Below are 21,207 nucleotides of genomic sequence, written 5' to 3' on the forward strand. Positions count from 1 at the left end.
GGAAACGACCAGACCGAAGCCGGGGTGGCGGAATGGCAGACGCGGGGGACTTAAAATCCCCTGGGGTAACCCGTGCGGGTTCGACTCCCGCCCCCGGTACCAGGTCGATGTGTGGTGTGCGAGGCATTTCTGCCCTGACCCGCGAGCTCCACCTAAAAGCGAAGGAACTTGGCTTGAAGCGTTCTGAGGTTGGTCCGACTCGCGTTCAAGGACATCATCGTAATGAGTTGACAAATGTCAACTAGAACGTTAAAGTGAGCAAGAGATGGCGCGGCCGACGCACCCACGTCGGGTCATCGAGGAGGCTGTTCAATACGCCGACAGTCGCGGATGGCGATTCGTGGAAGCGGGCGGGTCTTCACATGCCTGGGGTCGTTTGTATTGCCCGGAAGAGAGCCGCGAGGGATGCATGCTCTCCGTGTGGTCAACGCCGAGAGTCCCGGAGAATCACGCTCGGCAGATTAGGCGGTAAGTAGATAAGTGCCCGCACGACTCACGACCTTGAGACGATGAGCAAGCAAGACAAGATCCATAACTTCGTGCTCATCCTGTCGGGTGTTTCGGAGCCGACGAGCGAGCTCGAGGATGCGCTCTTCGAAGCGGGTTGCGATGACGCCACTCTTGCGTTCCGGAGTGGTATCGCCTATCTCGAATTCGATCGAGAGGCGCCGAGTTTGGGCGACGCTATTGTTTCGGCAATTCGGGATGTCGAGCGGGCAGATCCGCGTCTCAAAGTCGTCGCCGTGGAGCCGGGTGATTCGGTCAACGCTTCTGAAATCGCCAGGCGAGCTCAGGTGACCCGTGAATACATCCGACTTCTCGTTGAAGGTGAACGGGGCGAAGGAGATTTTCCAGCTCCTCACTCTGGGATCGCCGGCAAGACCCTGGTATGGAGCTGGGCGGGGGTCGTTCAGTGGATGCTAGAACGCAACCTTATTAAGGACCCTGTCGTCGTGGAGACGGCCCTCACCATTCGAGACATTAACGATGCCCTTGAGATACGAGAACACCCCGCCACCCTGGATCGGCGTCTCAAGTTCCTGAGGAAGTTGCAGAAGAGTAAGCGTGAGACCGGTACTCGTTCGTGACTTGTACGCTTCTTGTGCGGAACCATCGAACTACTGGAGGGATCACCGGCTTCTGTCCGCGAAGACATTCACGGCAAGCCTGGTGGCAAACGAAACGGGATGGCGGTCTGCGCGGGATTGTGGAGGTGCGGTCGTGATCGTGAATGACGCGGAATTGAAGACGACACTACAACGAATCGATTCATTTCGTCGTCAAGTGACGGAGCTCCGTCAGAAAGAGACGAATCCGGAAAACTATCGACTCGCCGTATCCGGGTATCTCGCTGAAATCGATCGTATGAATCTGGAAGTGCGAGAGTACCTCGCTCTTCTGCCTGGGGCAATCGAGACGATGTCCTCCAGCTAGATTTCCTGTTGACGCGAGTGCCAATGACGGACTCGAGCCGGTCCGGGTGAACCACTAACGGAACTAGGGGCTTTCGTTTTATCCCCTGGGGTAACCCCGTGCGGGTTCGACTCCCGCCCGCGGTACCAGGGGTTAGCGACTCGGTGCGCCCGAGAGCGAGAAGACTTCCTCCGGCACGACGTCGGAGACGAAGATGTCCTCGAAGCGGATCGTTTCGCCGGCCTCGCTCCGGCGCTCGGTCGCGAGGAGGATGCCGCCGAACCGCTGCCATCCGCTCCAGCGGTAGTCGCCTTCGAAGCCGCTCTCGAGGCGAAATCGCCAGCGGTCGACGAGGCCGGTTTCGCGGTTGACGTAGACCCAGAACTCGTCGCCGGGTGTCAGACCGACGTCCTCGAAGCGGAGGTGCAGTCGGTCATAGAGCCTCCCACCGACGCTCTCCTCGCCGTCGAACGCGACCACGACGCCGGGATCCCGTAGCTTGTAAGGCATGAGAAGCCAGTAGGTCTCGCCCGCCCAGATTCTCGTGGCACGGTTGAGGTAATCGGACAACTCGCGGTCTCGAAGCGGGCGGCCATCGAGGATGGCGTTGCCCTGTCGGGTGTTCAGGTTCATGATCACCGAATAGGGGATGCCGGCATCGTTGGTGGCCTCGAGGCGATAGCGACCGGTCCATCGGTCCCAGGCGATGTGCAGTCTCCGGCCTTCGCGGGCGAAAGTGAATTGAATGAAGCGCGCCCGGGACCAACCTTCTTCACCTCCGAGCGCGCCTATCAATCGATCGACAACCGCCTGGGCCCTCGCGTCAGGCTGCTCGGCGACGAGCAGGAGCGCGCACATTGTCAAGGCGATCACGGAGCGATCTTATCAGCTTGCGGCCCCGCTCGGTTAACCGTTATTCTGCCGATTCCCGCTATGACCGAACCGGGCGACATCACCAGACTGCTGCACGCCTATGCCGATGGTGACCGGAAAGCTTTCGACGAGCTCGTTCCCATGGTCTATCACGAGCTTCGCCGGATCGCCCGGAGTCATCTGCGACGTACGAACCGCGGCGCAACGCTCGACACGACCGGGCTGGTCCACGAAGCCTATCTCAAGCTCGCTGGCCAGAAAGGGATGCGTGTCGAGGACCGCGGGCATTTTCTCGCCATCGCGGCGCGAGCGATGCGGCAAATCATCATAGGGCGCGCGCGCGCACGCCTCGCGGCGAAACGTGGCGGGGGGGAACGTCCGATCCCGCTGGACGAACAGCGCGTCGCGAGCGAAGAGCAAGCGGAGTATCTGCTCGATCTCGACCGGGTGCTGGATGTGCTTCGCGAGCGGGACGAGAACCTGGCGCGGACCGTGGAGTGCCGATTCTTCGCGGGTTTGAGCGAAGAAGAGACGGCTCAGGCCCTCGGTGTCTCGCTTCGGACCGCGCAGCGGAACTGGATGCGTGCCCGAGCCTGGATCCGGGCCGAGCTCTCGAATCGGAACCAAAGTGCTTGACATGTGCGCTGAATCGCGTAGATTAGATAACGTAAGCTGGGGGGGACCATTGGCGACAGCACCGACGCCGAGCGAGAAGCGAATTTGTGCGCGAGTGCGCCCCCGCAGTCTCGTTTCTCTCGCCATCTACCAGGGCTACAACATCCCTCCTGCCTACGGCATCGTTACCGATATCTCGCAGAACGGCGCTCGTATCGAATCGGATCGCATCCTCGCGAAGGGGCAAAACGTGCAGCTTCGCATTCAGTTCGCCGAAGAGAGCCCCTTCGAAGCGGGCGGGCGAGTCCGTTGGACGCGACCGAGGGCCTCGAACGGCGACGGGCGTACGGGGGGCGGGTTCAGCGGTATCGCGCTCGAAAGCGTCTCACCGCACGACACGCAGCGGCTGAAGTGTCTCTTGGGCTCCCAGGATTTCGACCTAAACCTCGACAGACAGTTCGACGATTTTCTGGAGGCACTCCGTCCGCAACTCCGGAAGCTGGGGGACGCGCTCGCGATGCGCTGCGGCAGGGGAAACGGTCGTAGAGGCTGAGCCGCTTCAGTTCACCAAATATACACCTGTAGTGGCGCGCTTGTAACAAAACCCGCCTGGGCGCCGTCTCTAAATTCGAGGTAGTCGCGATATGCTGAGGCTCCGATGGGCGCCGCCGATGAGGAGCTCCTCTCACGCTACCTCGACGGCGACGAGCGGGCTTTCGAGGAGCTGGTCGTCCGCTACGAAGCGCGGGTCCGCAATCTGGTCATACGCCTGCTCAAGGACTATTCGCTGGCCGAGGACGTCGCTCAGGAGACGTTTCTCACCGTGCATCGGCGGGCGAGGAACTTCCGGGGTTCGGGGACGTTCCGGAGCTGGCTCTTTCGTATCGCGATCAACCGGGCCCAGGACGAGCTCCGTCGTCGAAACCGTCGTCGCGAAGTGGAGCTCGAGCGCGACCGCCCGTGGCCCGAGCCGGCGGCGAGAACTCATGAGGGTCTCGATGCGCGATGGGACACGGCGCGAGCACTGGATGCACTCAGGCCCGAGCACCGGCTCGCGATCGTGTTGAGGGAGGTCGAGGGTTTGAGCTATCGAGAAATCGCCGAAACGCTCGGCTGGCCTTTGGGCACGGTTCAGGCGCGCATTCATCGGGGCCGTCTCGAGCTTCGGGCCCTGCTGGAGGAAAAAGATGCTCTGCCGCGACGATGAGAAGATCTCGGCGTGGATCGACGCCGAGCTCTCGCAGGAGGAAGCCGAAAGAGTCGCAATCCACGTGGAACGGTGCTCTACTTGCCGAGAGCTGGCGTCGTCCTTTCGTTCGTTGCGAGAGGGGCTCGGTCTCGAGGTCGAGCCCGATCCGGGGTTCGTCGTCCGTTTCCGTGAGAGGCGAGACGAGCCGTTGTGGAAGTGGCGCCGCGTCGGCCTGCGGCTCCTGCCGTTCGCCGCGGGAGCTCTCGTCGCCGCATTGATCACGGTCTGGGCCGCCGCACAGCAGGAGACCGACTTGACGGTGCTGGAACGAGAGGCGATCGGGAACGACACGGTGTTCGCCCGGGCGACCCCCGAGCCGGTGCTGCTCATCGCTCTCGAGCCGTTTCCCGGGGAGGTGCCATGAGGCCAGCAAACCGATGGATGTGGACCACCCTCACGGCGACGCTCGTGCTCGGGGTTGGCTTGGGTATCTTCGTCGATCGGGTCGTGCTGGAGCGGGCGGTGCACTCCGACGCCGTGAATGTCTCGCCCCGCCAGCACGACGACCACGTTCGACCTTTCAGAGAGCATCTCCAGCAAGTGCTCGATCTGTCGCCCGAACAGCGGGAGGCACTCGAGGTCGTTCTCGCCAAGAACCACGAGATCGCGCGCGAGTTCTGGGAAGCTTCTCGCCGGGACTTCGACACCTTGCGCCAACAGTTCCGCCGCGACATTCGCGCCGTTCTGACGGAAGAGCAGACGGTGCGCTTCGATCGAATGCTCGCCGAGCGCGACGCCCTCCGAAAACAGAGAAAGTGACGGCCAGGTGCCCATCTCGATATAATCAAAAGTTGTCACCACCCAACCGAAAACCAATCGAAGAGGGAAGACTGCAACCATGGCGGAAGGCTCTGCGGGTACGGAATCGACTCCACTCCGAGTTGCGATTATCGGCGCCGGTCCCACCGGCTTCTACACGGCCGAGCACCTGTTCAAACAAAAGGATCTCGTCGTAGAGATCGACTTGTTCGACCGGCTTCCCACGCCGTTCGGCCTCGTCCGTGGCGGGGTCGCTCCCGATCACCAGAAGATCAAGTCGGTTACCAAGGCCTACGATCGAATCGCCGCCCATCCGCGGTTTCGATATTTCGGCTACGTGGAGTTCGGCACTGATTTGACGCTCGAGGATGTGAAGAAGCATTACCATCAGGTGGTTTTCACCGTCGGGGCGCAGATCGACCGCAGCATGGGTATTCCCGGCGAAGACTTGCCGCGAAGCCACGCGGCGACCGAGTTCGTCGCCTGGTACAACGGCCATCCCGATTACCGCGAACGGGAGTTCGATCTCTCCCAGGAGGCAGTCGCCGTCGTCGGTGTCGGAAACGTGGCCGTCGATGTCTGCCGGATTCTCTGCCGGAGTAAGGAAGAGCTCGAGAAAACCGATGTCGCCGATTACGCTCTGGAGGCCCTCGCGGCGTCCCGGGTGAACACCGTCTACATGCTGGGTCGTCGCGGACCCGCCCAGGCCGCCTTCACGAATCCGGAAATCAAAGAGCTTGGTGAGATGGAGGTCGCCGACATCTGGGTGCCGGAAGAGGACGCTCGTCTCGACGAGACGTCGAAGGCTTTTCTGGAACGGAACCCCGACAGTTCGGCCGATCGCAAGGTCGAGATCCTTCAGCAATACGCCGCGGAGAAGCGATCAGGAAAGGCCAAGAAGCTGGTCCTGCGGTTCTGTGTCTCGCCAACCGAGCTCCTCGCGGGCGAGGACGGGGGGGTCGGCGCCGTTCGACTCGTGAAGAACGAGCTCTACCTCGACTCGAGGGGAGGCATACGACCGCGAGCGACCGATGAGGTCGAAGAGATTCCCGCCGGTCTCGTGTTCCGTTCGGTGGGGTATTATGGCGTGGCCCTGCCCGGCGTGCCCTTCCGAGAGGACTGGGGCGTAATCCCCAACGAGAAGGGACGCGTGGTGGAGCAAGCGACCGGGGAGCACCTCGCCGGCCAGTACTGCGCCGGCTGGATCAAGCGCGGGCCATCGGGAGTAATCGGAACGAACAAGCCCGACGCCCTCGAGACCGTGAAATGCATGCTCGAAGATCTCGATAGAGGCGTGCATTTCGACCCCGAGCTCCCGTCGGTGGATGCGGCCCGGAGGCTCGTCGAGGAGCGAAAGCCGAGCTTCTTCTCGTACGACGACTGGAAGAAGCTCGATGCCCTCGAGATCGAACGAGCCGCCGGCACCGAGCGGCCGCGGCTGAAATTCACCTCCGTCGAGGAGATGCAAGCGGCTCTCAGCCGGTAGGCTCTGGTCGCTCGATTGAATGATGGCATTGCGACCGGAACGCTACCTCCTCCTCATTGGCGTCCTCGCTGTCTCGGCGGGCTGTCAGCGGACGTCTCAAACGGTCCCGCAGTTCGCGGCGCTCGTCGAAGAGCTCTCGGAGAAGGGGGGCTATTTCGATACCGACAACCTGATCTCGAACGAGACGAGCTACGCCGAGGTGGTCGATCGGCTCGAGCCCGCCGGCGGGGTCTACCTGGGGGTCGGCCCGGAGCAGAATTTTCATTACATCGGTCGGCTCAGGCCGTCCTGGGCATTCATCATCGACATTCGTCGCGACAACCTGCTCCATCATCTATTGCTCAACTACCTGCTGGTCTCTTCGGAGACTCCATACGACTACCTCTGCACGCTGTTCTCCCGCCGCTGCGAGGAGGGAGCCACCTTCGAGGGCTTCGAAGAGATGGTTGCCGCATTCGAGTCTGCGCCCCGCGACGAGGGACGCTTCGCCGACAATCGTGGAGCCGCGTTCTCGCACGTCGAAGCGGTGCTCCAATTCTCTCTCGACGAGAACGATCGAAAGACGATCGATTCCATCTACTCCTCGTTCTTCGAGGAGCAGCTCCATCTGCGGTTTCGGAGCTTCGGACGGCCGCCGATGGCCTACCATCCGACTTATCGCCAGCTCCTCCTATCGAGAGCACGGAGTGGCCGCCATGGCCACTTTCTCGCCCGTCCCCAGGACTACGAGTACGTGCGCTCGCTTGCGAAGGATGGCCGCCTGATTCCCGTCGTTGGCGACTTCGCGGGTGACAAGGCCCTGAAAGCCATCGGGAAAGTGGTTGCCGAGCAAGGTGAGGTCCTCTCGGCTTTCTACCTTTCGAACGTCGAGTTCTATCTCCTCCGCTCGGGCAGCTTTCCGGCTTTCGTCGACAATCTGCGAGCGCTCCCCCATGGCGACCGGAGCCTCCTCATCCGGGCTTATTTCAGCTACGGCTATCAACACCCGGCGGCCCTTCCCGGTCATCGCAGTACCCTCATTCGCCAGAAGCTGGACCGCTTCCTTCAACTATACGACGAAGGCGCGTATCATACCTTTTGGGACGTCAGCACGCTGGATTACGAGCCGTGAATCAGCTGGAACCCAAGCGAATTCGTGTCGACTGGGAGGAGCTGGAAGAGGCTTTCGCCGACGGCTCGAAAGACCACCGTTATTACCTCGACCGCGAGACCGGGGCGGTCCACTTTTTCTCCTCCTATCTCGACAACGACGACGACGAGGAGGAAGAGCGGTCCCTCACGGCCGACGAGCGCTACGTTGTGATTCCCGCCGAGGTTCGCGCCCTCACCAAAGAGGAGCTCACCGAGCTGGCCTCGACGCTCGATAAGGAAAAGACGCTTCAGGCGCGCATCAAGAACTGGTTGCGCGAGGTGGCGGTCGAGCCGCTCTGATTTCATCATCCAGTGCTTAATGCCGTAGCGGGACCCGTAATCGATCGTCCGCCACGGCTCGACCTGCTTACGGCGCGGCAATTATTCGCACTGCGTGCTCACATCTGATACCCACGAAGCAGCCCGAATGCGGACGATTGCGCCGGGCTCGCTCCGCTCGCACAGGGTGGGATGAGTTTTCATCACCCTGCGAGTGCTGTGAGCGCCCATTGGATCTCCTCGCGCACTGGGGCCTCTTCCTCTCTCCCGAGAGCATCCAAAAGCTCACTCGAGGCCTCATCGGCCCCGAGGGCACCGAGGGCCCAGGCCGCGTGGCCGCGCACCAGAGGCTCCTCGTGGGAGAGGGCTTGGACGAGCGGAGGAACTGCTTCGGTCGCCCCGCTGTTTCCCAGCGCCACGGCCACGTTCCGCAAGAACCCCGCGTACCGGGCTCGTCTGATGGCGCTTCCCCTCGTCGCTTGCTGGAACTCCTCGCGGCTCATGCGCAGCATCGAGACGAGGTCCATCGTCGACAGAGGCTCACGTGGAAAGAACCTGGCCTCTTCGCTCCTCTTGGCGAACCGGTTCCAGGGGCAGACGTCCTGACAGTCATCGCAGCCGTAGATGCGGTTGCCAATGAGAGGTCTGAGCTCACGGGGGATGTAGCCTCTCAGCTCGATCGTGAGGTACGAGATGCAGAGACGGCTGTCGACGACGTAAGGCTGCACGATGGCCCGCGTCGGGCAAGCATCGATGCAACGGGTGCAGGTCCCGCAGTGATCCGGTGTCGGGGTGTCGAGGGGCAACTCCAGCGGAACGAGGATCTCGCCGAGAAAGAACCAGGAGCTCCCATCGCGGGAAAGGAGATTCGAGTGCTTTCCGAGCCACCCGAGCCCCGCGGCCGCGGCGTAGGTTTTTTCGAGGAGAGGGCCGGTGTCGACGTAGCGACGAGTCACCACCCCGGCGCGTCGTTCGATGAAACGCGCGAGCGCGTCGAGCTTCTCCCCGAGCACCCGATGGTAGTCCTCGCCCCGGGCATAGGCGGAAATCACTCCCCGGTTGGCGGGCGCCGGTCCCGGAGCGCCCAGATAATAGTTGAGCGCACAACACACGACCGTTTCGGCGCGGCGAAGGCTCGATCCTGCATCCGTCCGTCTGTCCGGGCTTCGTCCCATGTACCGCATCTCACCCGCATAACCCCGCTCGAGCCATTCCTGTAGTCTCGGGGCTGCGTCGTGGAGCCGAGCCGGAGCAAGACCGATCTTCGAAAAACCGAGCTCGATTCCCCGGTCCAAGATCGCTCGTCTCAGCACCCACGGATCGGTCACCGCACCAGGTTACAATAGCGGCACCGTGGATTCACTCGACAACGTGATCGCCACCTTGAACAACCTCGAGATGGGCCGTATCGACACGATCGATGCCCAGCTCGGCGCCGCTCGGGCGGCTCTTCGCGATCGTGAGCTGTCCGACCTCGTCGAAAAGCTCGACGACTGCCGTCTCGCTCTGGCGCAGGGGGATTTGCAGGAGTTCCGCCGGTTGAGAGAGACGATCGTGAGCCGGCTCGGCCATTTGAGGCAGCGTTGGCGTGATTCGTCGCCGTCGAAGCTTTGACATCATCGTATCGGCATTGCTATAGTCTCGGCGCTCCAAAGTCAGAAGGGGTCGTGTTGTCGCACCTTCCCACAGAGTATTTGTCGGCGCGTACCGGGGGCTTGTACGCGATGCTGCGTGGCGGAAAGCCGTCCGAGTCGACTCCGCCGGAGTCGAACGACGGACGCGATCAGGCAGCGCTGGAGTTTCTTTCCCGAGAATGCTCCATCGATGTTCTGGGAAGGTGTGTGGGCCGTATTTCCGATGGGGACATCGTCGATTATCTCCTGGATCAGATTCTCGTCGCCGCTTCGCTGCTTTCGTCGGAAGCCTTCACCGGCATCGAGAACATTCGAAAGGATCTGAGACTTCTGGGTCAGAACGCCATCGGCAAAACGTCCACGGCCGACCTCCGGGTGAGCTACGATCGGCGGGTCGAACGTCTCGGTCAGCATTTCTTCGCGCTCGGCCGACGCCTCCACCAGCTCGAGCACCTGATGGCTACCTGCCCGATGACGGGGAGCGGAGAAACGCTTCGCGGGCGGTACGGCCAGCGAGTTCGAGACCTCGCCGGTGATGTCCGTTTCATGCGGCAAGAGCTGGGACGCTGGGTTCGCCGATTCGTGCCCTTGGGTGGTGGAGCCTCGGCAAGCACGCGCGTCGATTCGGAGTTCATCGTGGGTCGCATCGATGCCGTCGTCGATGAGCTCGGCTTGCGGATTCGTGAAGTCGGAGAGACGCTGAGTACCGTACTCGTGGAGCAGCTGATTCTGTTCGACGCCTCGATCACGAGAAAGATGCTCTTCCGCCGCGATCTGGAGAACGTGCTCGACATCGGCCAGCTCCTGGACGGCCTGGCGAATCTCTTCGATCGCGTCAAGGCGTTCGAGGCCGAACGGAAGCCGGAGCAACTGGCCAGGGTGAAGGCCCTTCTCGCGGGCTTTCGACCGGACGAGTTCCTGTCGTTCTCGGGTGTCAGGGAGTCCCAGCAGAGAATCTTTCTTGCCGCCATCGATGATCTGAAACGGTATCAGGCAAGCGAAGTCCGTTTTCGCCAGGGAGAGGATCCCATCCAGGTCTTCCTGCTGGTCACCGGCGACCTCATCGCGCACCTGAGGCGGCGGCATCGTTCTCCCGTCGTTTGAAGGAATTCGTACATGTTTGGTGAAGCCCGCGACCGTTACCGCTCGGCCCTTAGAGAAATCGAAGAGGCCGGACTCTTCAAACACGAGCGCGTGATCCAATCCTCCCAGGGTGCCTCGATCTCGGTCAAGGCGGGAGAGGTGCTGAACTTCTGCGCGAACAACTACCTCGGGCTATCCAGCGACCCCGAGGTGGTCCGCGCGGCACATGCTGGCCTCGACGCTCGTGGATTCGGTATGTCGTCGGTTCGATTCATTTGCGGAACCCAGGACATCCACAAGGAGCTCGAGGAGAAGATCGCGGGTTTTCTCGGCACCGACGATGCCATTCTCTACAGCTCCTGCTTCGATGCCAACGGCGGCCTCTTCGAGACGCTCCTTTCCGAAGACGACGCGGTGATCAGCGACTCGCTGAATCACGCGAGCATCATCGATGGGATTCGGCTCTCCAAGGCGAAGCGCCTGCGCTATGCGAATCGCGACATGAACGATCTGGAAGACCGGCTGAAGGAGGCGCAAACCTCTCAGTTGCGTCTGATCGCCACCGACGGCGTCTTCAGCATGGACGGGACTTATGCGCCCCTGGACGAGATCTGCGCCCTCGCGGAGCGTTACGATGCCATGGTGATGGTGGACGACTCCCACGCAACGGGCTTCGTCGGGGAAACGGGCCGGGGAACGCCGGAGCGATTCGGCGTGCAGGCTCGGGTCGACGTCGTCACCTCGACTCTCGGCAAGGCGCTCGGCGGAGCGGCCGGGGGATTCACCTCTGGGCGCCAGGAGATCATTGATTTGCTGCGCCAGCGCTCCCGACCCTACCTGTTCTCAAATTCGTTGGCCCCGCCGATCGTATCGGCCGCCACCAAGGTGCTGGAGATCCTGGAGACCACCTCGGGGCATCGGAAGCGGCTCATGGAGAACACCCAGCGGTTTCGCCGGGAGATGTCCTCGTGCGGATTCCGCATCGTCGAAGGCCAGCATCCCATCGTTCCCATTCTCCTCGGTGACGCGCGGCTGGCGCAGGAGATGGCGAGTGACCTCCTCGAGGAAGGGATCTACGTCGTCGGTTTCAGCTTTCCCGTTGTGCCGAGAGGCCAGGCACGAATTCGAGTCCAGCTCTCGGCAGCTCACAGCCCCGATCAGGTCGGGTGCGCCATCGAGGCATTCATCAAGATCGGAAAGAAGCGCGGCGTCATTTGACGCCGCGCTCGCCTTGATTAGTCGACCTCGGTATATTCCGCGTCGACGACGTCGTCTTCCTTGGCCTCGGCCTTGGTCTTGCCGTAGAGCTGCTCCGCCATGCGGTGCGTCGCGCTCGTGAGCCGTTCGGACGCCGACTTCATCGCCGCGGTGTCATCGCCTCCATGAACCTTCTTGGCGTTCTCGAGCGCGTCTTCCATCTCGCTCACGATGGCGGGGTCGAGCACCGAACGGTTCTCGTTCAAGCTTCGCTCGGAAGTGAATATCGCATGATCGAGCTGATTCTTGGTCTCGACTTCCTGCCGGGTCCTTTGATCCTCCTCGCGGTTGCGCTCGGCCTCTCTGACCATGCGGTCGATCTCCTCTTTGCTGAGGCCGCTCGAGCTGGTGATGGTGATGGTCTGCTCCTTGCCCGTCGCCAGGTCCCTGGCACCGACGTTGACGATTCCGTTGGCGTCGATGTCGAACGTCACTTCGATCTGCGGAACGCCCCGAGGAGCGGGCGGGATTCCGACGAGCTGAAACTGACCCAGCAACCGGTTGTCCCGCGCCATCTCTCGCTCGCCCTGCAGCACCATCACGCCGACGCTCGTCTGGCTGTCGGCAGCGGTCGAGAAGACTTCGCTCTTCTTCGCGGGGATGGTCGTGTTGCGCTCGATGAGCTTGGTAAAGACCCCACCCAGGGTCTCGATGCCCAGCGAAAGCGGGGTCACGTCGAGGAGCAAGACGTCCTTGACGTCGCCTTTGAGAACGCCCGCCTGGATGGCGGCCCCGATCGCGACCACCTCATCGGGGTTGACACCCCGGTGTGGCTCGCGACCGAAGAGGTCCTTCACCGCTTGCTGCACCTTGGGGATGCGGGTGGAGCCGCCGACGAGTACGACCTCGTCGATGTCCTTCGGCTCGACTCCGGCGTCGGCGAGGGCGTTGCGGCAGGGTCCGAGGGTTCGCTCGATCAGATCGTCGACCAGATGCTCGAACGAAGGCCGCGTGAGCTTCATCTGGAAGTGCTTGGGGCCCGAAGCGTCCGCCGAGATGAACGGAAGGTGAATCTCGCTCTCGACCGACGTCGAGAGCTCGATCTTGGCTCTTTCCGCCGCCTCCTTGAGCCGCTGCAAGGCCATTTTGTCCGTCGACAGATCGATTCCCTGGTCCTTCTTGAACTCTTTGACCATCCACTCGATGATCCGCTGATCGAGGTCATCGCCTCCCAGGTGAGTATCGCCGTTGGTCGCCTTGACCTCGATGACGCCGTCGCCGACTTCCAGGATGGATATATCGAACGTGCCGCCCCCGAAGTCGTATACGGCGATGGTCTCTTCTTTCTTCTTCTCGAGGCCGTAAGCGAGCGCCGCCGCCGTGGGCTCGTTGACGATGCGAAGCACTTCGAGCCCGGCGATGGTGCCGGCGTCTTTCGTCGCCTGACGCTCGGCGTCGTTGAAGTAGGCGGGAACGGTAATCACCGCTTCGGTGACTTTCTCTCCGAGATAGTCTTCGGCGGCCTGCTTGAGCTTCGTGAGGATCACGGCGGAAATCTCTGGCGGGGAATGGTCTTTTCCACCGGCCCTGATGAGGACCTCACCGTTCTTACCGCGCTTGACGGTGTAGGTGGCTCTCGCCGCTTCCTGCTCGATTTCGTCGTAGCGCCGCCCGATGAACCTCTTGATCGAGGACACGGTGTTCTCCGGGTTGGTGATAGCCTGGCGTCTCGCGATTTGACCGACCAGTCGTTGGCCGTCCTTGTTGAAGGCGACCACGCTTGGCGTGATCCGGTCCCCTTCCGAGTTCACGATGACCTTGGGCTCGCCGCTCTCCAGGACGGAGACTACGGAGTTCGTCGTTCCGAGGTCGATTCCAATTGGTTTACCCATCGTTTCTGCACTCCTCTCGAGTTTTGTCGTCAGTGTGATTATAGGTCAAGCGAGAAGATTAATCAAGTTAATCTTAGTGAATACACAGCATATTAATTGACAATTATTTGCTCATAGACTAGAATCTAACTCCAAGGAGGCTCCATGGATTTCACGAAGCTTACCGAGAAGACCCAGGAGGCTGTGGGAAGGGCACAGTCGCTGGCGAGCCAATATTCACACCAGCAACTCGATGTCGAGCACGTCGTGAAGGCGCTGATCGAGCAGGACAGCGGCGTTGCCGAAAGGGTTCTGTCACGGCTCGGCCATCACAAGAGCTTTCTCGATGGAAAGCTGGAGAAGCGACTCGAGACTCTTCCGGCGGTCAAGGGCGGCGGAGCCGGACAGATCTACTTGTCGGAGCGGCTCGGCAAACTGCTCGAAGCCGCGCAGAAGGAAGCCTCTCAGCTCAAGGATAGCTTCGTCAGCGTCGAGCATCTGCTGCTTGCCGTAACCGGCGACACAGGCTTCTCGGGGCAGCTCTTCCAGGAGCTCGGAATCACTCGCGACCGGATACTGGAGGTTCTAAAGGATGTGCGCGGTAGCCAACGCGTGACCTCGCAGAGCCCCGAAGCCACCTACGAGCCGCTCGAGCAATACGGGCGGGACCTCACGAAGCTCGCTTCTCTTGGAAAGCTCGATCCGGTGATTGGCCGGGACGACGAGATTCGAAGGACCATCCAGATACTTTCTCGCCGGACGAAGAACAACCCGGTGCTGATCGGTGAGCCCGGCGTGGGGAAGACCGCCATCGCCGAGGGACTCGCCCAGCGAATCGTTCGGGGCGACGTTCCCGAGGGCCTCAAGGAAAAACGGGTCGTGGCCCTCGACATGGGCGCGCTCATCGCCGGGGCGAAGTATCGTGGCGAGTTCGAAGAGCGGCTCAAAGCGGTCTTGAAGGCTGTCGAAGAATCGGCGGGCCAGGTCGTCCTTTTTATCGACGAGCTTCACAACGTCGTGGGGGCGGGCAAGGCCGAGGGGGCTCCCATGGACGCCGGCAACCTGCTCAAGCCGATGCTGGCGCGCGGTGAGCTCCATTGCATCGGCGCCACGACCCTGTCCGAGTACCGGAAATACATCGAGAAGGACGCGGCTCTCGAACGACGGTTCCAGACGATTCTGGTGGACGAGCCTTCGGTCGAGGACACCATCTCCATTCTGCGCGGGCTGAAGGAACGCTACGAGGTGCACCATGGTGTCCGGATAAAGGACGCCGCTCTCGTGGGGGCGGCGATGCTCTCGAAACGCTACATTTCCGACCGCTACCTGCCCGACAAAGCCATCGATCTCGTCGACGAGGCGGCGGCTCGCCTGCGGACCGAGATCGACAGCGTTCCCACCGAGCTCGACGAGGTCGACCGGCGCGTCCTGCAGCTCGAGATCGAGCGACAGGCTCTCAAGAAGGAAAAGGACAAGGCTTCGAAGGAGAGGCTCGTGGAGCTCGAGCGCACCCTGCAGGATCAGAAGGGTCTCGCCGACGTGCTCCGGGCCCAATGGCGAGAAGAGAAGGAACAGCTCGCACGAATCAGGAAGCTACGCGAGGAGATCGAAGCGACGAAGGTGGAGATCGAGCGAGCCGAACGTGCCTACGAGCTGAACAAAGTAGCAGAGCTGCGATACGGTCGCCTGAACGAGCTGGATGCGCGCCTCAAGGAAGCCGAGCAGGGCCTGGCACAGACGAAGCACATGCTGTTGAAGGAGGAAGTGGACGACGAGGACATCGCCCAGGTCGTCTCGCGCTGGACGGGAATCCCCGTAGCCAAGCTGCTCGAAGGGGAGGTGGAGAAGCTCCTCAACCTTTCCTCCGAGCTTCACCGTCGAGTGGTGGGACAGGACGAAGCCGTGGACGCCGTCGCCGACGCCGTTCTCCGCGCACGCGCGGGCATCCAGGATCCCGACCGTCCCATTGGCAGCTTCGTGTTCTTGGGCCCCACCGGCGTCGGCAAGACTGAGCTCGCGCGCTCCCTGGCGCAGTACCTGTTCAACGACGAGAAGGCGCTCGTGCGGATCGACATGAGCGAGTACATGGAAAAGCACGCCGTGGCGAGACTCATCGGCGCGCCTCCGGGCTACGTCGGATACGAGGAGGGCGGTCAGTTGACGGAAGCGGTTCGCCGCAAGCCTTTCTCCGTCGTTCTGTTCGACGAGATCGAGAAGGCGCACCCCGAGGTGTTCAACTTGCTCTTGCAGATCCTCGATGAGGGGCGGCTGACCGACGCGCACGGGAGGACGGTCGACTTTCGCAACACGGTTCTCATCATGACCTCGAACATCGGGAGTGCCGAGATCTTGAGCGTCGAGGCCGGCAGTGGCTCGGAGGGCTACGAGACCATGAAACGCCAGGTGCTAGGCCGTCTCAAGCAGACTTTCCGCCCCGAGTTCTTGAATCGGGTGGACGAGACCGTCGTCTTTCACGCACTCGGGCGAGAGGAGCTCGTGCGAATCGTCGAGATTCAGCTCGAGCGGCTGAAAGCCAGGCTTGCGGAGAAACGCATCGACCTCGAGGTCACCGACTCGGCCAAGAATACCCTGGCCGAGCTGGGCTACGACCCGGTCTACGGTGCGCGACCCATCAAGCGAACGATTCAACGAGCGCTTCAAAGCGAGATTGCACGACGAATGCTCGCGGGGGACATCGAAGAAGGAAAGCGTCTCATGATCGACGCGGAAGGCTCACGCTTCGTGTTCCGGCAGTCTAACGAGGTGGGTGACCGAATGCGGTCCCGATAAAAACAAATTCCCCGGGAGGCGGTGCGGGGGGCACCTCCCGGGGCTGGCGTCGAGATTGGGGAGCGACGCCAATTTGCGTTCTCAGTATACTCCACAAAGCAAACCACGTACCAGCGGAACCTTTTTTTCTTAGATCCCTTGTTTAGAATGGTTTGCCAGAATCATCCTCGACCGAGACGCTCTCCCGAGCTTCAAAACTTAAATGTCGCATCCCCTGCCGACATTTAATTGTGAAATACCCGCCGTCTTCCCCGCATCGCAATCCGAAGGCGCTCCTGGTACAATTGTTGTGTTCCGACACAAAAAAAAACGCCCCCGACGAGTGCGCCCGGTGCACCTGCGATGAATCAAAAAGTAGCCGAGGCATTCAAGAAGCTTTACTTCGGTAAACGAACCGGTGTCCTGACCTGCGAAGCATCGTCGGTTCGCCGAGCGGTGATGTTCCACTCCGGCTTCGTCGTCGGCGCCCGTTCGACGCTCGCCGAGGACCGTCTCGGGGAGGTCATGATGCGTCATGGACGCATCACCCGGCAACAGTTCGACGACGCCTCGCATTTCATCAAGAGCGGAAGGAGGCTCGGGGAGATCCTCGTCGAGTTGAAGATCGTGGCGGCGGAGGAGATCGAGACCTTCGTGCGCCATCAGCTCCTCGACATCGTCTGCATGCAGCTCATCGCTCCCCCGAGGAAACTTGCTTTTGCGCCGGTCAGCGAGGTCGAAGACGTTCTCAAACAGCCCCTCTCGGTGGCCGACATCCTGATGGAAGCCGCCCGCCGGACCCCCAAGCTGGGAAAGCGTCTCGAAGCATTGAAGAACAGCGGATGTCGACTCGGCTTTCCGAAGGATCCCATGAAACGCTTCCAGGAAGTCAACCTCGACCCTGAAGAAGCCTTCGTCTTGTCCCGCATCGACGGTACCCAGACCGCCAAAGACATATTCGCCGTGAGCCCCCTTCCCGAGGAGCGGACGGCCAGGACGCTCATCGGCTTGCTCCAGGCAGAGCTGATCGAGCCCGAAGGCGAAGGAGAAAAGCCACAGAACGCGAAGCGCGACGGCGGTGATGGCGAACGATCCAAGGCCATGGCAACGGAGCACGAACGGGACCGCGAGCGAGCCGAGGTCGAGCGACTCTATGAAGAATTCCAGTTCCAGGATCATTGGCAGGTGCTTGGGCTCGATCAAGGTGCCGAGGTGGACGCGGTGCGAGAGGCGTTCATACGCCTCGCTCGTCGTTACCACCCCGATCGTTTTCGGTCCGTCATCGAGCCGCAATTCCAGGAGAAACTGTCCTACGTCTTTCACCGCATCAGCGAGGCTCACGATACGTTGAGCTCGAAACGAAGAGAGGACTACGAGGCCTTGGCCCAGAAAGACCTCGACAGTGTCCCATTCGATCGGCCGACGCCGCCGAAGCCCGGCCACGCGACACCGGCCCTCGACGGCGGCACCTCCAAGGATCTCCTTCGACGAGCCAAGGTCGCCTTCCGAGGAGAGGATTTCTGGGAGTGCATCCAGCTCTGCCTCAAAGGAATCGAGCTCGACCCTCAAAGTGCAGAAACCTACCATCTCCTCGGGCTCGCCCTCTCGAAGAATCCGAAGTGGCGTCAGGACGCCGAGAAGAACCTCCGCATCGCTGCCAATCTCGATCCCTGGAGGCCCGAGTATCAGGTGTCGCTGGCTCGTTTCTATCGGGCGGTGGGTTTACATCTGCGAGCGGAGCGGGCGATGGAGAAAGCGAAAGCCATCGATCCAGGGGTGACGCCCGCCGAATGAGGAGCGCCGGTCGTCAGCGGTCGTGCTCGTAGAGCTTGAGCTTTCGCCAAAGTGTGGCGGTCGTGATTCCCAGCTTCCTGGCGGTATTCTTGCGACTTCCTCCGCATTCGGCCAGGACCTCGAGGATGTACTCTTTCTCGAGCTCGGCGAGCGTGAGGGCGCGCTTTCGGGCATGCTCGATGAGCCGGTCTTCGTTTCGAGGCGAATCACCGAAGGGTAGATCATCCATTCCAATGATTCCATCGCGGTCGAGGGCCGCCGCTCGTTCGATGATGTTCTCGAGCTCCCGTACATTCCCGCGCCAGGATTGCTTCATGAGCAGGTCCATCGCCCTCGGGGAGATCGTCGTCGGCTCTTGCAAGCCCATGCGCTGGGCGATTCGACGCACGAAGTGGTGCGCCAGGGGCGAGATGTCCTCGCGTCGCTCGCGTAACGGCGGCAGCTCGATGGGAATGACGTTCAGACGATAGAAGAGATCCTCCCGGAAGGTGCCGTCCTCGACACTCTTCTCCAGGTTACGGTTGGTGGCGGCGATGATGCGCACGTCGAGGTTGCGGCTGGAGGTCGTTCCCACTCTCCGCACCTCACCGTTCTGAAGGAACCTCAGCATCTTGACCTGCGCCATGGGGGAGAGCTCGCCGACCTCGTCGAGAAAAGCCGTCCCGCCATGGGCCTCGTCGAACAACCCGCGCTTGTCCGCGTGCGCGCCAGTGAAGGCGCCCTTGGTGTGGCCGAAGAGCTCGCTCTCCTGAAGATTCTCGGGAATGGCTCCGCAATTGACGGTGACCAGCGGGCGATCCCTCCTGGGTGAGAGCTCGTGGATCGCTCGGGCGATGACTTCTTTACCCGTCCCGCTCTCTCCGGTGATGAGTACCGTGGAGTCCAGCCGTGCCACCTGATCGACCATCTTGAGGACGTCGCTCATCGCCCGAGACGCGCTAACGATGTTCTCGAACGGATGGTGGCCACGGACCGCGCGCTCCAGGATCCGAACGCGCTGGGCGAGACCCCGCCGCTCGAGGGCGCGCGCGGCCACCAGAGTGAGCTCCTCCGGCTGGAACGGCTTCGTTAGATAGTCGTAAGCGCCGGCCTTGATCGCTTCGACGGCACTTTCCACTGTTCCGTAAGCGGTCATTACCACGACTTCGGTGTCGGGGAAGAGCTCCTTGCACCGTCGAAGCACTTCGATACCGTCGATCCCGCCGAGCCTCAGATCGGTGACGACCAGGTCGAAAGGGGTACGCACCAGCAGATCGAGCGCCTGCTCTCCGCTTTCCGCCGCGTTCACGTCGTAACCCTCTCGCCGGAAGGTGATGACCATCGATTCACGGATCGCCGGTTGGTCGTCCACGACGAGGATGGAAATCTTCGTCGATTGAGGCTCTGCCCTGGCCTCAGCGATGGGTTTCGATCGGTTGGCGCTCATCGGGATATCAAAGAGAATCGTAAAAGGAACGAGCTTCCCTGGCCCGCCGTGCTCTCCACCAGGACTTCGCCGGCGTGTGCCTCCACCACGCGCTGGACGATGGCTAGGCCGAGGCCCGTCCCGTCGGCCTTGGTCGTGTGGAAGGGCTGAAAGATTCTTTCCATGTCCTCGGGACGTATTCCCTTCCCCGTATCGGAAACGGTGACCTCGACGAAGTCGTCCCCTTTCTCCGAGCCCGCCACGACGACCCTGAGAGTTCCTCCTCCGGGCATCGCTTCGACGGCGTTGACCAGAAGGTTCCAAAGTGCCTCGCGCGTCTGGGCGGCGTCGAGGCTCACGGGCGGCAGCTCTTCTTGATAGTCTTTCTCGATTTTTATCTGGCTCTGCGCGAGTCCCAGGGCGTGCTGTTGGGAAAGAAGCAGCAGGAGGTCATCGAGGACTTCCACCAGATTCAGAGGAGTACGGTGCAGCGGGCGCGGACGGGCGAACTTGAGAAAGTCGGCGACGATACGCCCGAGCCGCTGGGCTTCTTCGTGCACCACCTCGAGCAGGCGGCGATCATCGCCCTGGAGCTCCAGGTCGCGCCTCAACACGCCGACGGAATTCGAGATCGCGGCGAGCGGGTTACGGATCTCGTGCGCGATCTGGGCCGCCAACTCCCCGACGGCCGCCAGTCTTTCCGAGCGGATGAGCTTCTCCTGAGTGCGTTTGAGCTCCTCGTAGGCGAGGCGCGTCTCCCGAAAGAGCTCACGAAAGCGCTTTTCCGAGTCCCGCAGCCGGGTCGTCCGCTCGCGGACTTTCACCTCCAGGGACCGCTGGTACTCCTGGTTCTCCGCCTGCAGGCGCCGTCTCTCGCTCAAGAGCTCTCTCCGCTCGCAGGCACGCTCGACCACGGCAGCCAGAGCTTCGGGGGTGATGGGCTTGGTGATGTAGTCATAGGCCCCCTGCTTGAGGGCGGTCACCGCACTTGAGAGATCGGGATGACCGGTCACCATGACTACGCTGATCTCGGGATCCTTGTTCGTGGCGAAGCCCAGGAGTGACATTCCGTCCTCCCCCGGAAGCATCAAGTCCGTCAGGAGAACGTCGAAGGTCCGAGCCTCCAGCTGTCGCATTGCCTCGGTCATACTAGAAACCGTCGTCACCTCGTATCCCGAAAGCGCCAGGACGTCGCGAAATGTCGCTCGAACCGTCACCTCGTCATCGACAATGAGGATGGAAGCCACGCTCACTATTTCGGAATGTATCGGAAGAGAACTTCTCCGAAAGCGTAACACGGCGGGACGGCAGAGCAAAGCGCCAGTTCAGAGGTAGAATGCCACTCATCGAGGCCAGGAGGTAAAGCAACATGGCGTGGATCCACACGATACCGGAGAACGAAGCGTCCGGAGAGCTGAAACGTCAGTACGACGAGGCGATCCGGCGAGCGGGCAAGGTCTACCAAATCGTCAAGCTCCAGAGCATACGACCCGACGTCATGCGCACCTTCTTGAACCTCTATCTGCAGTTGATGCACGGGCCTTCCGGCTTGACTCGTGCCGAGCGCGAGATGGTCGCGACGGTCGTCTCGAGGGTCAATCATTGTCACTACTGAACCGAGGCCCACGGGGAGGATCTCCGTTCCGTTC

22 protein-coding genes and 1 tRNA gene are annotated in these 21,207 nt (G+C 61.6%); 18 read left to right on the top strand and 5 right to left on the bottom strand.

Annotated features, from left to right (window positions below; translation table 11 throughout):
- Positions 1-18 precede the first annotated feature (18 nt).
- From VEK15_19535 to VEK15_19550, 4 genes are all read left to right on the top strand, one after another.
- A tRNA-Leu gene (locus VEK15_19535) sits at positions 19-102 on the top strand.
- A gap of 163 nt (positions 103-265) precedes the next feature.
- A complete protein-coding gene (locus VEK15_19540) occupies positions 266-472 on the top strand; it encodes a hypothetical protein (GenBank protein HXV62901.1) in 207 nt (68 codons plus the stop codon).
- Positions 473-539: 67 nt separating this feature from the next.
- On the top strand, positions 540-1,088 hold the full coding sequence (locus VEK15_19545) for a hypothetical protein (GenBank protein HXV62902.1): 549 nt from the start codon (positions 540-542) through the stop codon (positions 1,086-1,088).
- A 133-nt stretch (positions 1,089-1,221) separates the two neighbouring features.
- Positions 1,222-1,434, top strand: a complete 213-nt coding sequence (locus tag VEK15_19550) for a hypothetical protein (GenBank protein HXV62903.1) — start codon at positions 1,222-1,224, stop codon at positions 1,432-1,434.
- 132 nt (positions 1,435-1,566) lie between these two features.
- Here the strand turns inward: VEK15_19550 and VEK15_19555 are convergent, their stop codons facing one another.
- Entirely contained in the window at positions 1,567-2,286 is a 720-nt protein-coding gene (locus VEK15_19555; protein HXV62904.1) for a hypothetical protein, read from the bottom strand.
- A gap of 60 nt (positions 2,287-2,346) precedes the next feature.
- Between VEK15_19555 and VEK15_19560 the strand changes: the two genes are divergently transcribed.
- The 8 genes from VEK15_19560 (at position 2,347) to VEK15_19595 (ending at position 7,826) form a co-directional block, all read left to right on the top strand.
- Positions 2,347-2,922 carry an ECF-type sigma factor gene (locus VEK15_19560; protein ID HXV62905.1) on the top strand — a complete coding sequence of 192 codons (576 nt, stop codon included), beginning with the start codon at positions 2,347-2,349 and terminating at the stop codon, positions 2,920-2,922.
- Between the two features lie 94 nt (positions 2,923-3,016).
- A complete protein-coding gene (locus tag VEK15_19565; GenBank protein HXV62906.1) occupies positions 3,017-3,454 on the top strand; it encodes a PilZ domain-containing protein in 438 nt (145 codons plus the stop codon).
- A gap of 105 nt (positions 3,455-3,559) precedes the next feature.
- A complete protein-coding gene (locus tag VEK15_19570; GenBank protein HXV62907.1) occupies positions 3,560-4,108 on the top strand; it encodes a sigma-70 family RNA polymerase sigma factor in 549 nt (182 codons plus the stop codon).
- A complete protein-coding gene (locus VEK15_19575) occupies positions 4,089-4,514 on the top strand; it encodes a zf-HC2 domain-containing protein (protein ID HXV62908.1) in 426 nt (141 codons plus the stop codon). The genes VEK15_19570 and VEK15_19575 overlap by 20 nt, the downstream gene beginning before the upstream one ends.
- Complete coding sequence (locus tag VEK15_19580; GenBank protein ID HXV62909.1) at positions 4,511-4,909, top strand: hypothetical protein; 399 nt, start codon at positions 4,511-4,513, stop codon at positions 4,907-4,909. The genes VEK15_19575 and VEK15_19580 overlap by 4 nt, the downstream gene beginning before the upstream one ends.
- A 79-nt stretch (positions 4,910-4,988) precedes the next feature.
- On the top strand, positions 4,989-6,395 hold the full coding sequence (locus tag VEK15_19585; protein HXV62910.1) for an FAD-dependent oxidoreductase: 1,407 nt from the start codon (positions 4,989-4,991) through the stop codon (positions 6,393-6,395).
- A gap of 19 nt (positions 6,396-6,414) precedes the next feature.
- On the top strand, positions 6,415-7,506 hold the full coding sequence (locus VEK15_19590; GenBank protein HXV62911.1) for a hypothetical protein: 1,092 nt from the start codon (positions 6,415-6,417) through the stop codon (positions 7,504-7,506).
- Positions 7,503-7,826: a hypothetical protein gene (locus VEK15_19595; protein HXV62912.1), complete on the top strand. Its 324-nt coding sequence runs from the start codon at positions 7,503-7,505 to the stop codon at positions 7,824-7,826. The genes VEK15_19590 and VEK15_19595 overlap by 4 nt, the downstream gene beginning before the upstream one ends.
- Positions 7,827-8,008: 182 nt before the next feature.
- Here the strand turns inward: VEK15_19595 and queG are convergent, their stop codons facing one another.
- A complete protein-coding gene (queG, locus tag VEK15_19600; GenBank protein ID HXV62913.1) occupies positions 8,009-9,133 on the bottom strand; it encodes a tRNA epoxyqueuosine(34) reductase QueG in 1,125 nt (374 codons plus the stop codon).
- 25 nt (positions 9,134-9,158) lie between these two features.
- On the opposite strand from queG, the gene VEK15_19605 reads away from it, so the two are divergent.
- The 3 genes from VEK15_19605 to kbl are packed head-to-tail and all read left to right on the top strand — an operon-like array spanning position 9,159 to position 11,740.
- Positions 9,159-9,419, top strand: a complete 261-nt coding sequence (locus VEK15_19605; protein ID HXV62914.1) for a hypothetical protein — start codon at positions 9,159-9,161, stop codon at positions 9,417-9,419.
- Between the two features lie 56 nt (positions 9,420-9,475).
- The gene (locus tag VEK15_19610; GenBank protein ID HXV62915.1) at positions 9,476-10,543 is read left to right on the top strand and encodes a hypothetical protein; all 1,068 of its coding nucleotides are present in this window, start codon (positions 9,476-9,478) and stop codon (positions 10,541-10,543) included.
- A gap of 12 nt (positions 10,544-10,555) precedes the next feature.
- Positions 10,556-11,740, top strand: coding sequence for a glycine C-acetyltransferase (gene kbl / locus VEK15_19615; GenBank protein HXV62916.1), 1,185 nt, complete (start codon positions 10,556-10,558; stop codon positions 11,738-11,740).
- 17 nt (positions 11,741-11,757) lie between these two features.
- On the opposite strand, the gene dnaK is transcribed toward kbl, so the two are convergent.
- The gene (gene dnaK / locus VEK15_19620) at positions 11,758-13,611 is read right to left on the bottom strand and encodes a molecular chaperone DnaK (protein ID HXV62917.1); all 1,854 of its coding nucleotides are present in this window, start codon (positions 13,609-13,611) and stop codon (positions 11,758-11,760) included.
- Positions 13,612-13,755: 144 nt separating this feature from the next.
- Between dnaK and clpB the strand changes: the two genes are divergently transcribed.
- The gene (clpB, locus tag VEK15_19625; protein HXV62918.1) at positions 13,756-16,380 is read left to right on the top strand and encodes an ATP-dependent chaperone ClpB; all 2,625 of its coding nucleotides are present in this window, start codon (positions 13,756-13,758) and stop codon (positions 16,378-16,380) included.
- Positions 16,381-16,722: 342 nt separating this feature from the next.
- Positions 16,723-18,153: a J domain-containing protein gene (locus VEK15_19630; protein ID HXV62919.1), complete on the top strand. Its 1,431-nt coding sequence runs from the start codon at positions 16,723-16,725 to the stop codon at positions 18,151-18,153.
- A 13-nt stretch (positions 18,154-18,166) separates the two neighbouring features.
- On the opposite strand, the gene VEK15_19635 is transcribed toward VEK15_19630, so the two are convergent.
- A complete protein-coding gene (locus VEK15_19635; protein HXV62920.1) occupies positions 18,167-19,579 on the bottom strand; it encodes a sigma-54 dependent transcriptional regulator in 1,413 nt (470 codons plus the stop codon).
- A complete protein-coding gene (locus tag VEK15_19640) occupies positions 19,576-20,811 on the bottom strand; it encodes a response regulator (protein ID HXV62921.1) in 1,236 nt (411 codons plus the stop codon). Before VEK15_19640 ends, VEK15_19635 begins: the two co-directional genes overlap by 4 nt.
- A 116-nt stretch (positions 20,812-20,927) precedes the next feature.
- Here VEK15_19640 and VEK15_19645 point away from each other — a divergent pair, with 116 nt between their 5' ends.
- Complete coding sequence (locus VEK15_19645) at positions 20,928-21,173, top strand: carboxymuconolactone decarboxylase family protein (protein ID HXV62922.1); 246 nt, start codon at positions 20,928-20,930, stop codon at positions 21,171-21,173.
- Positions 21,174-21,207 lie beyond the last annotated feature (34 nt).

This window comes from Vicinamibacteria bacterium (assembly GCA_035620555.1).
Classification (GTDB): Bacteria; Acidobacteriota; Vicinamibacteria; order Marinacidobacterales; family SMYC01; genus DASPGQ01.

What these genes read in the sequence shown, in the direction of transcription:
- kbl (HXV62916.1), top strand. Translation starts at nt 10,556, where the DNA reads ATGTTTGGTGAAGCCCGCGACCGTTACCGCTCGGCCCTTAGAGAAATC.
- dnaK (HXV62917.1), bottom strand. Translation starts at nt 13,611, where the DNA reads ATGGGTAAACCAATTGGAATCGACCTCGGAACGACGAACTCCGTAGTC.
- VEK15_19645 (HXV62922.1), top strand. Translation starts at nt 20,928, where the DNA reads ATGGCGTGGATCCACACGATACCGGAGAACGAAGCGTCCGGAGAGCTG.
- VEK15_19540 (HXV62901.1), top strand. Translation starts at nt 266, where the DNA reads ATGGCGCGGCCGACGCACCCACGTCGGGTCATCGAGGAGGCTGTTCAA.
- clpB (HXV62918.1), top strand. Translation starts at nt 13,756, where the DNA reads ATGGATTTCACGAAGCTTACCGAGAAGACCCAGGAGGCTGTGGGAAGG.
- VEK15_19560 (HXV62905.1), top strand. Translation starts at nt 2,347, where the DNA reads ATGACCGAACCGGGCGACATCACCAGACTGCTGCACGCCTATGCCGAT.
- VEK15_19575 (HXV62908.1), top strand. Translation starts at nt 4,089, where the DNA reads ATGCTCTGCCGCGACGATGAGAAGATCTCGGCGTGGATCGACGCCGAG.
- VEK15_19580 (HXV62909.1), top strand. Translation starts at nt 4,511, where the DNA reads ATGAGGCCAGCAAACCGATGGATGTGGACCACCCTCACGGCGACGCTC.
- VEK15_19570 (HXV62907.1), top strand. Translation starts at nt 3,560, where the DNA reads ATGGGCGCCGCCGATGAGGAGCTCCTCTCACGCTACCTCGACGGCGAC.
- VEK15_19630 (HXV62919.1), top strand. Translation starts at nt 16,723, where the DNA reads ATGAATCAAAAAGTAGCCGAGGCATTCAAGAAGCTTTACTTCGGTAAA.
- VEK15_19590 (HXV62911.1), top strand. Translation starts at nt 6,415, where the DNA reads ATGATGGCATTGCGACCGGAACGCTACCTCCTCCTCATTGGCGTCCTC.
- VEK15_19585 (HXV62910.1), top strand. Translation starts at nt 4,989, where the DNA reads ATGGCGGAAGGCTCTGCGGGTACGGAATCGACTCCACTCCGAGTTGCG.
- VEK15_19635 (HXV62920.1), bottom strand. Translation starts at nt 19,579, where the DNA reads ATGAGCGCCAACCGATCGAAACCCATCGCTGAGGCCAGGGCAGAGCCT.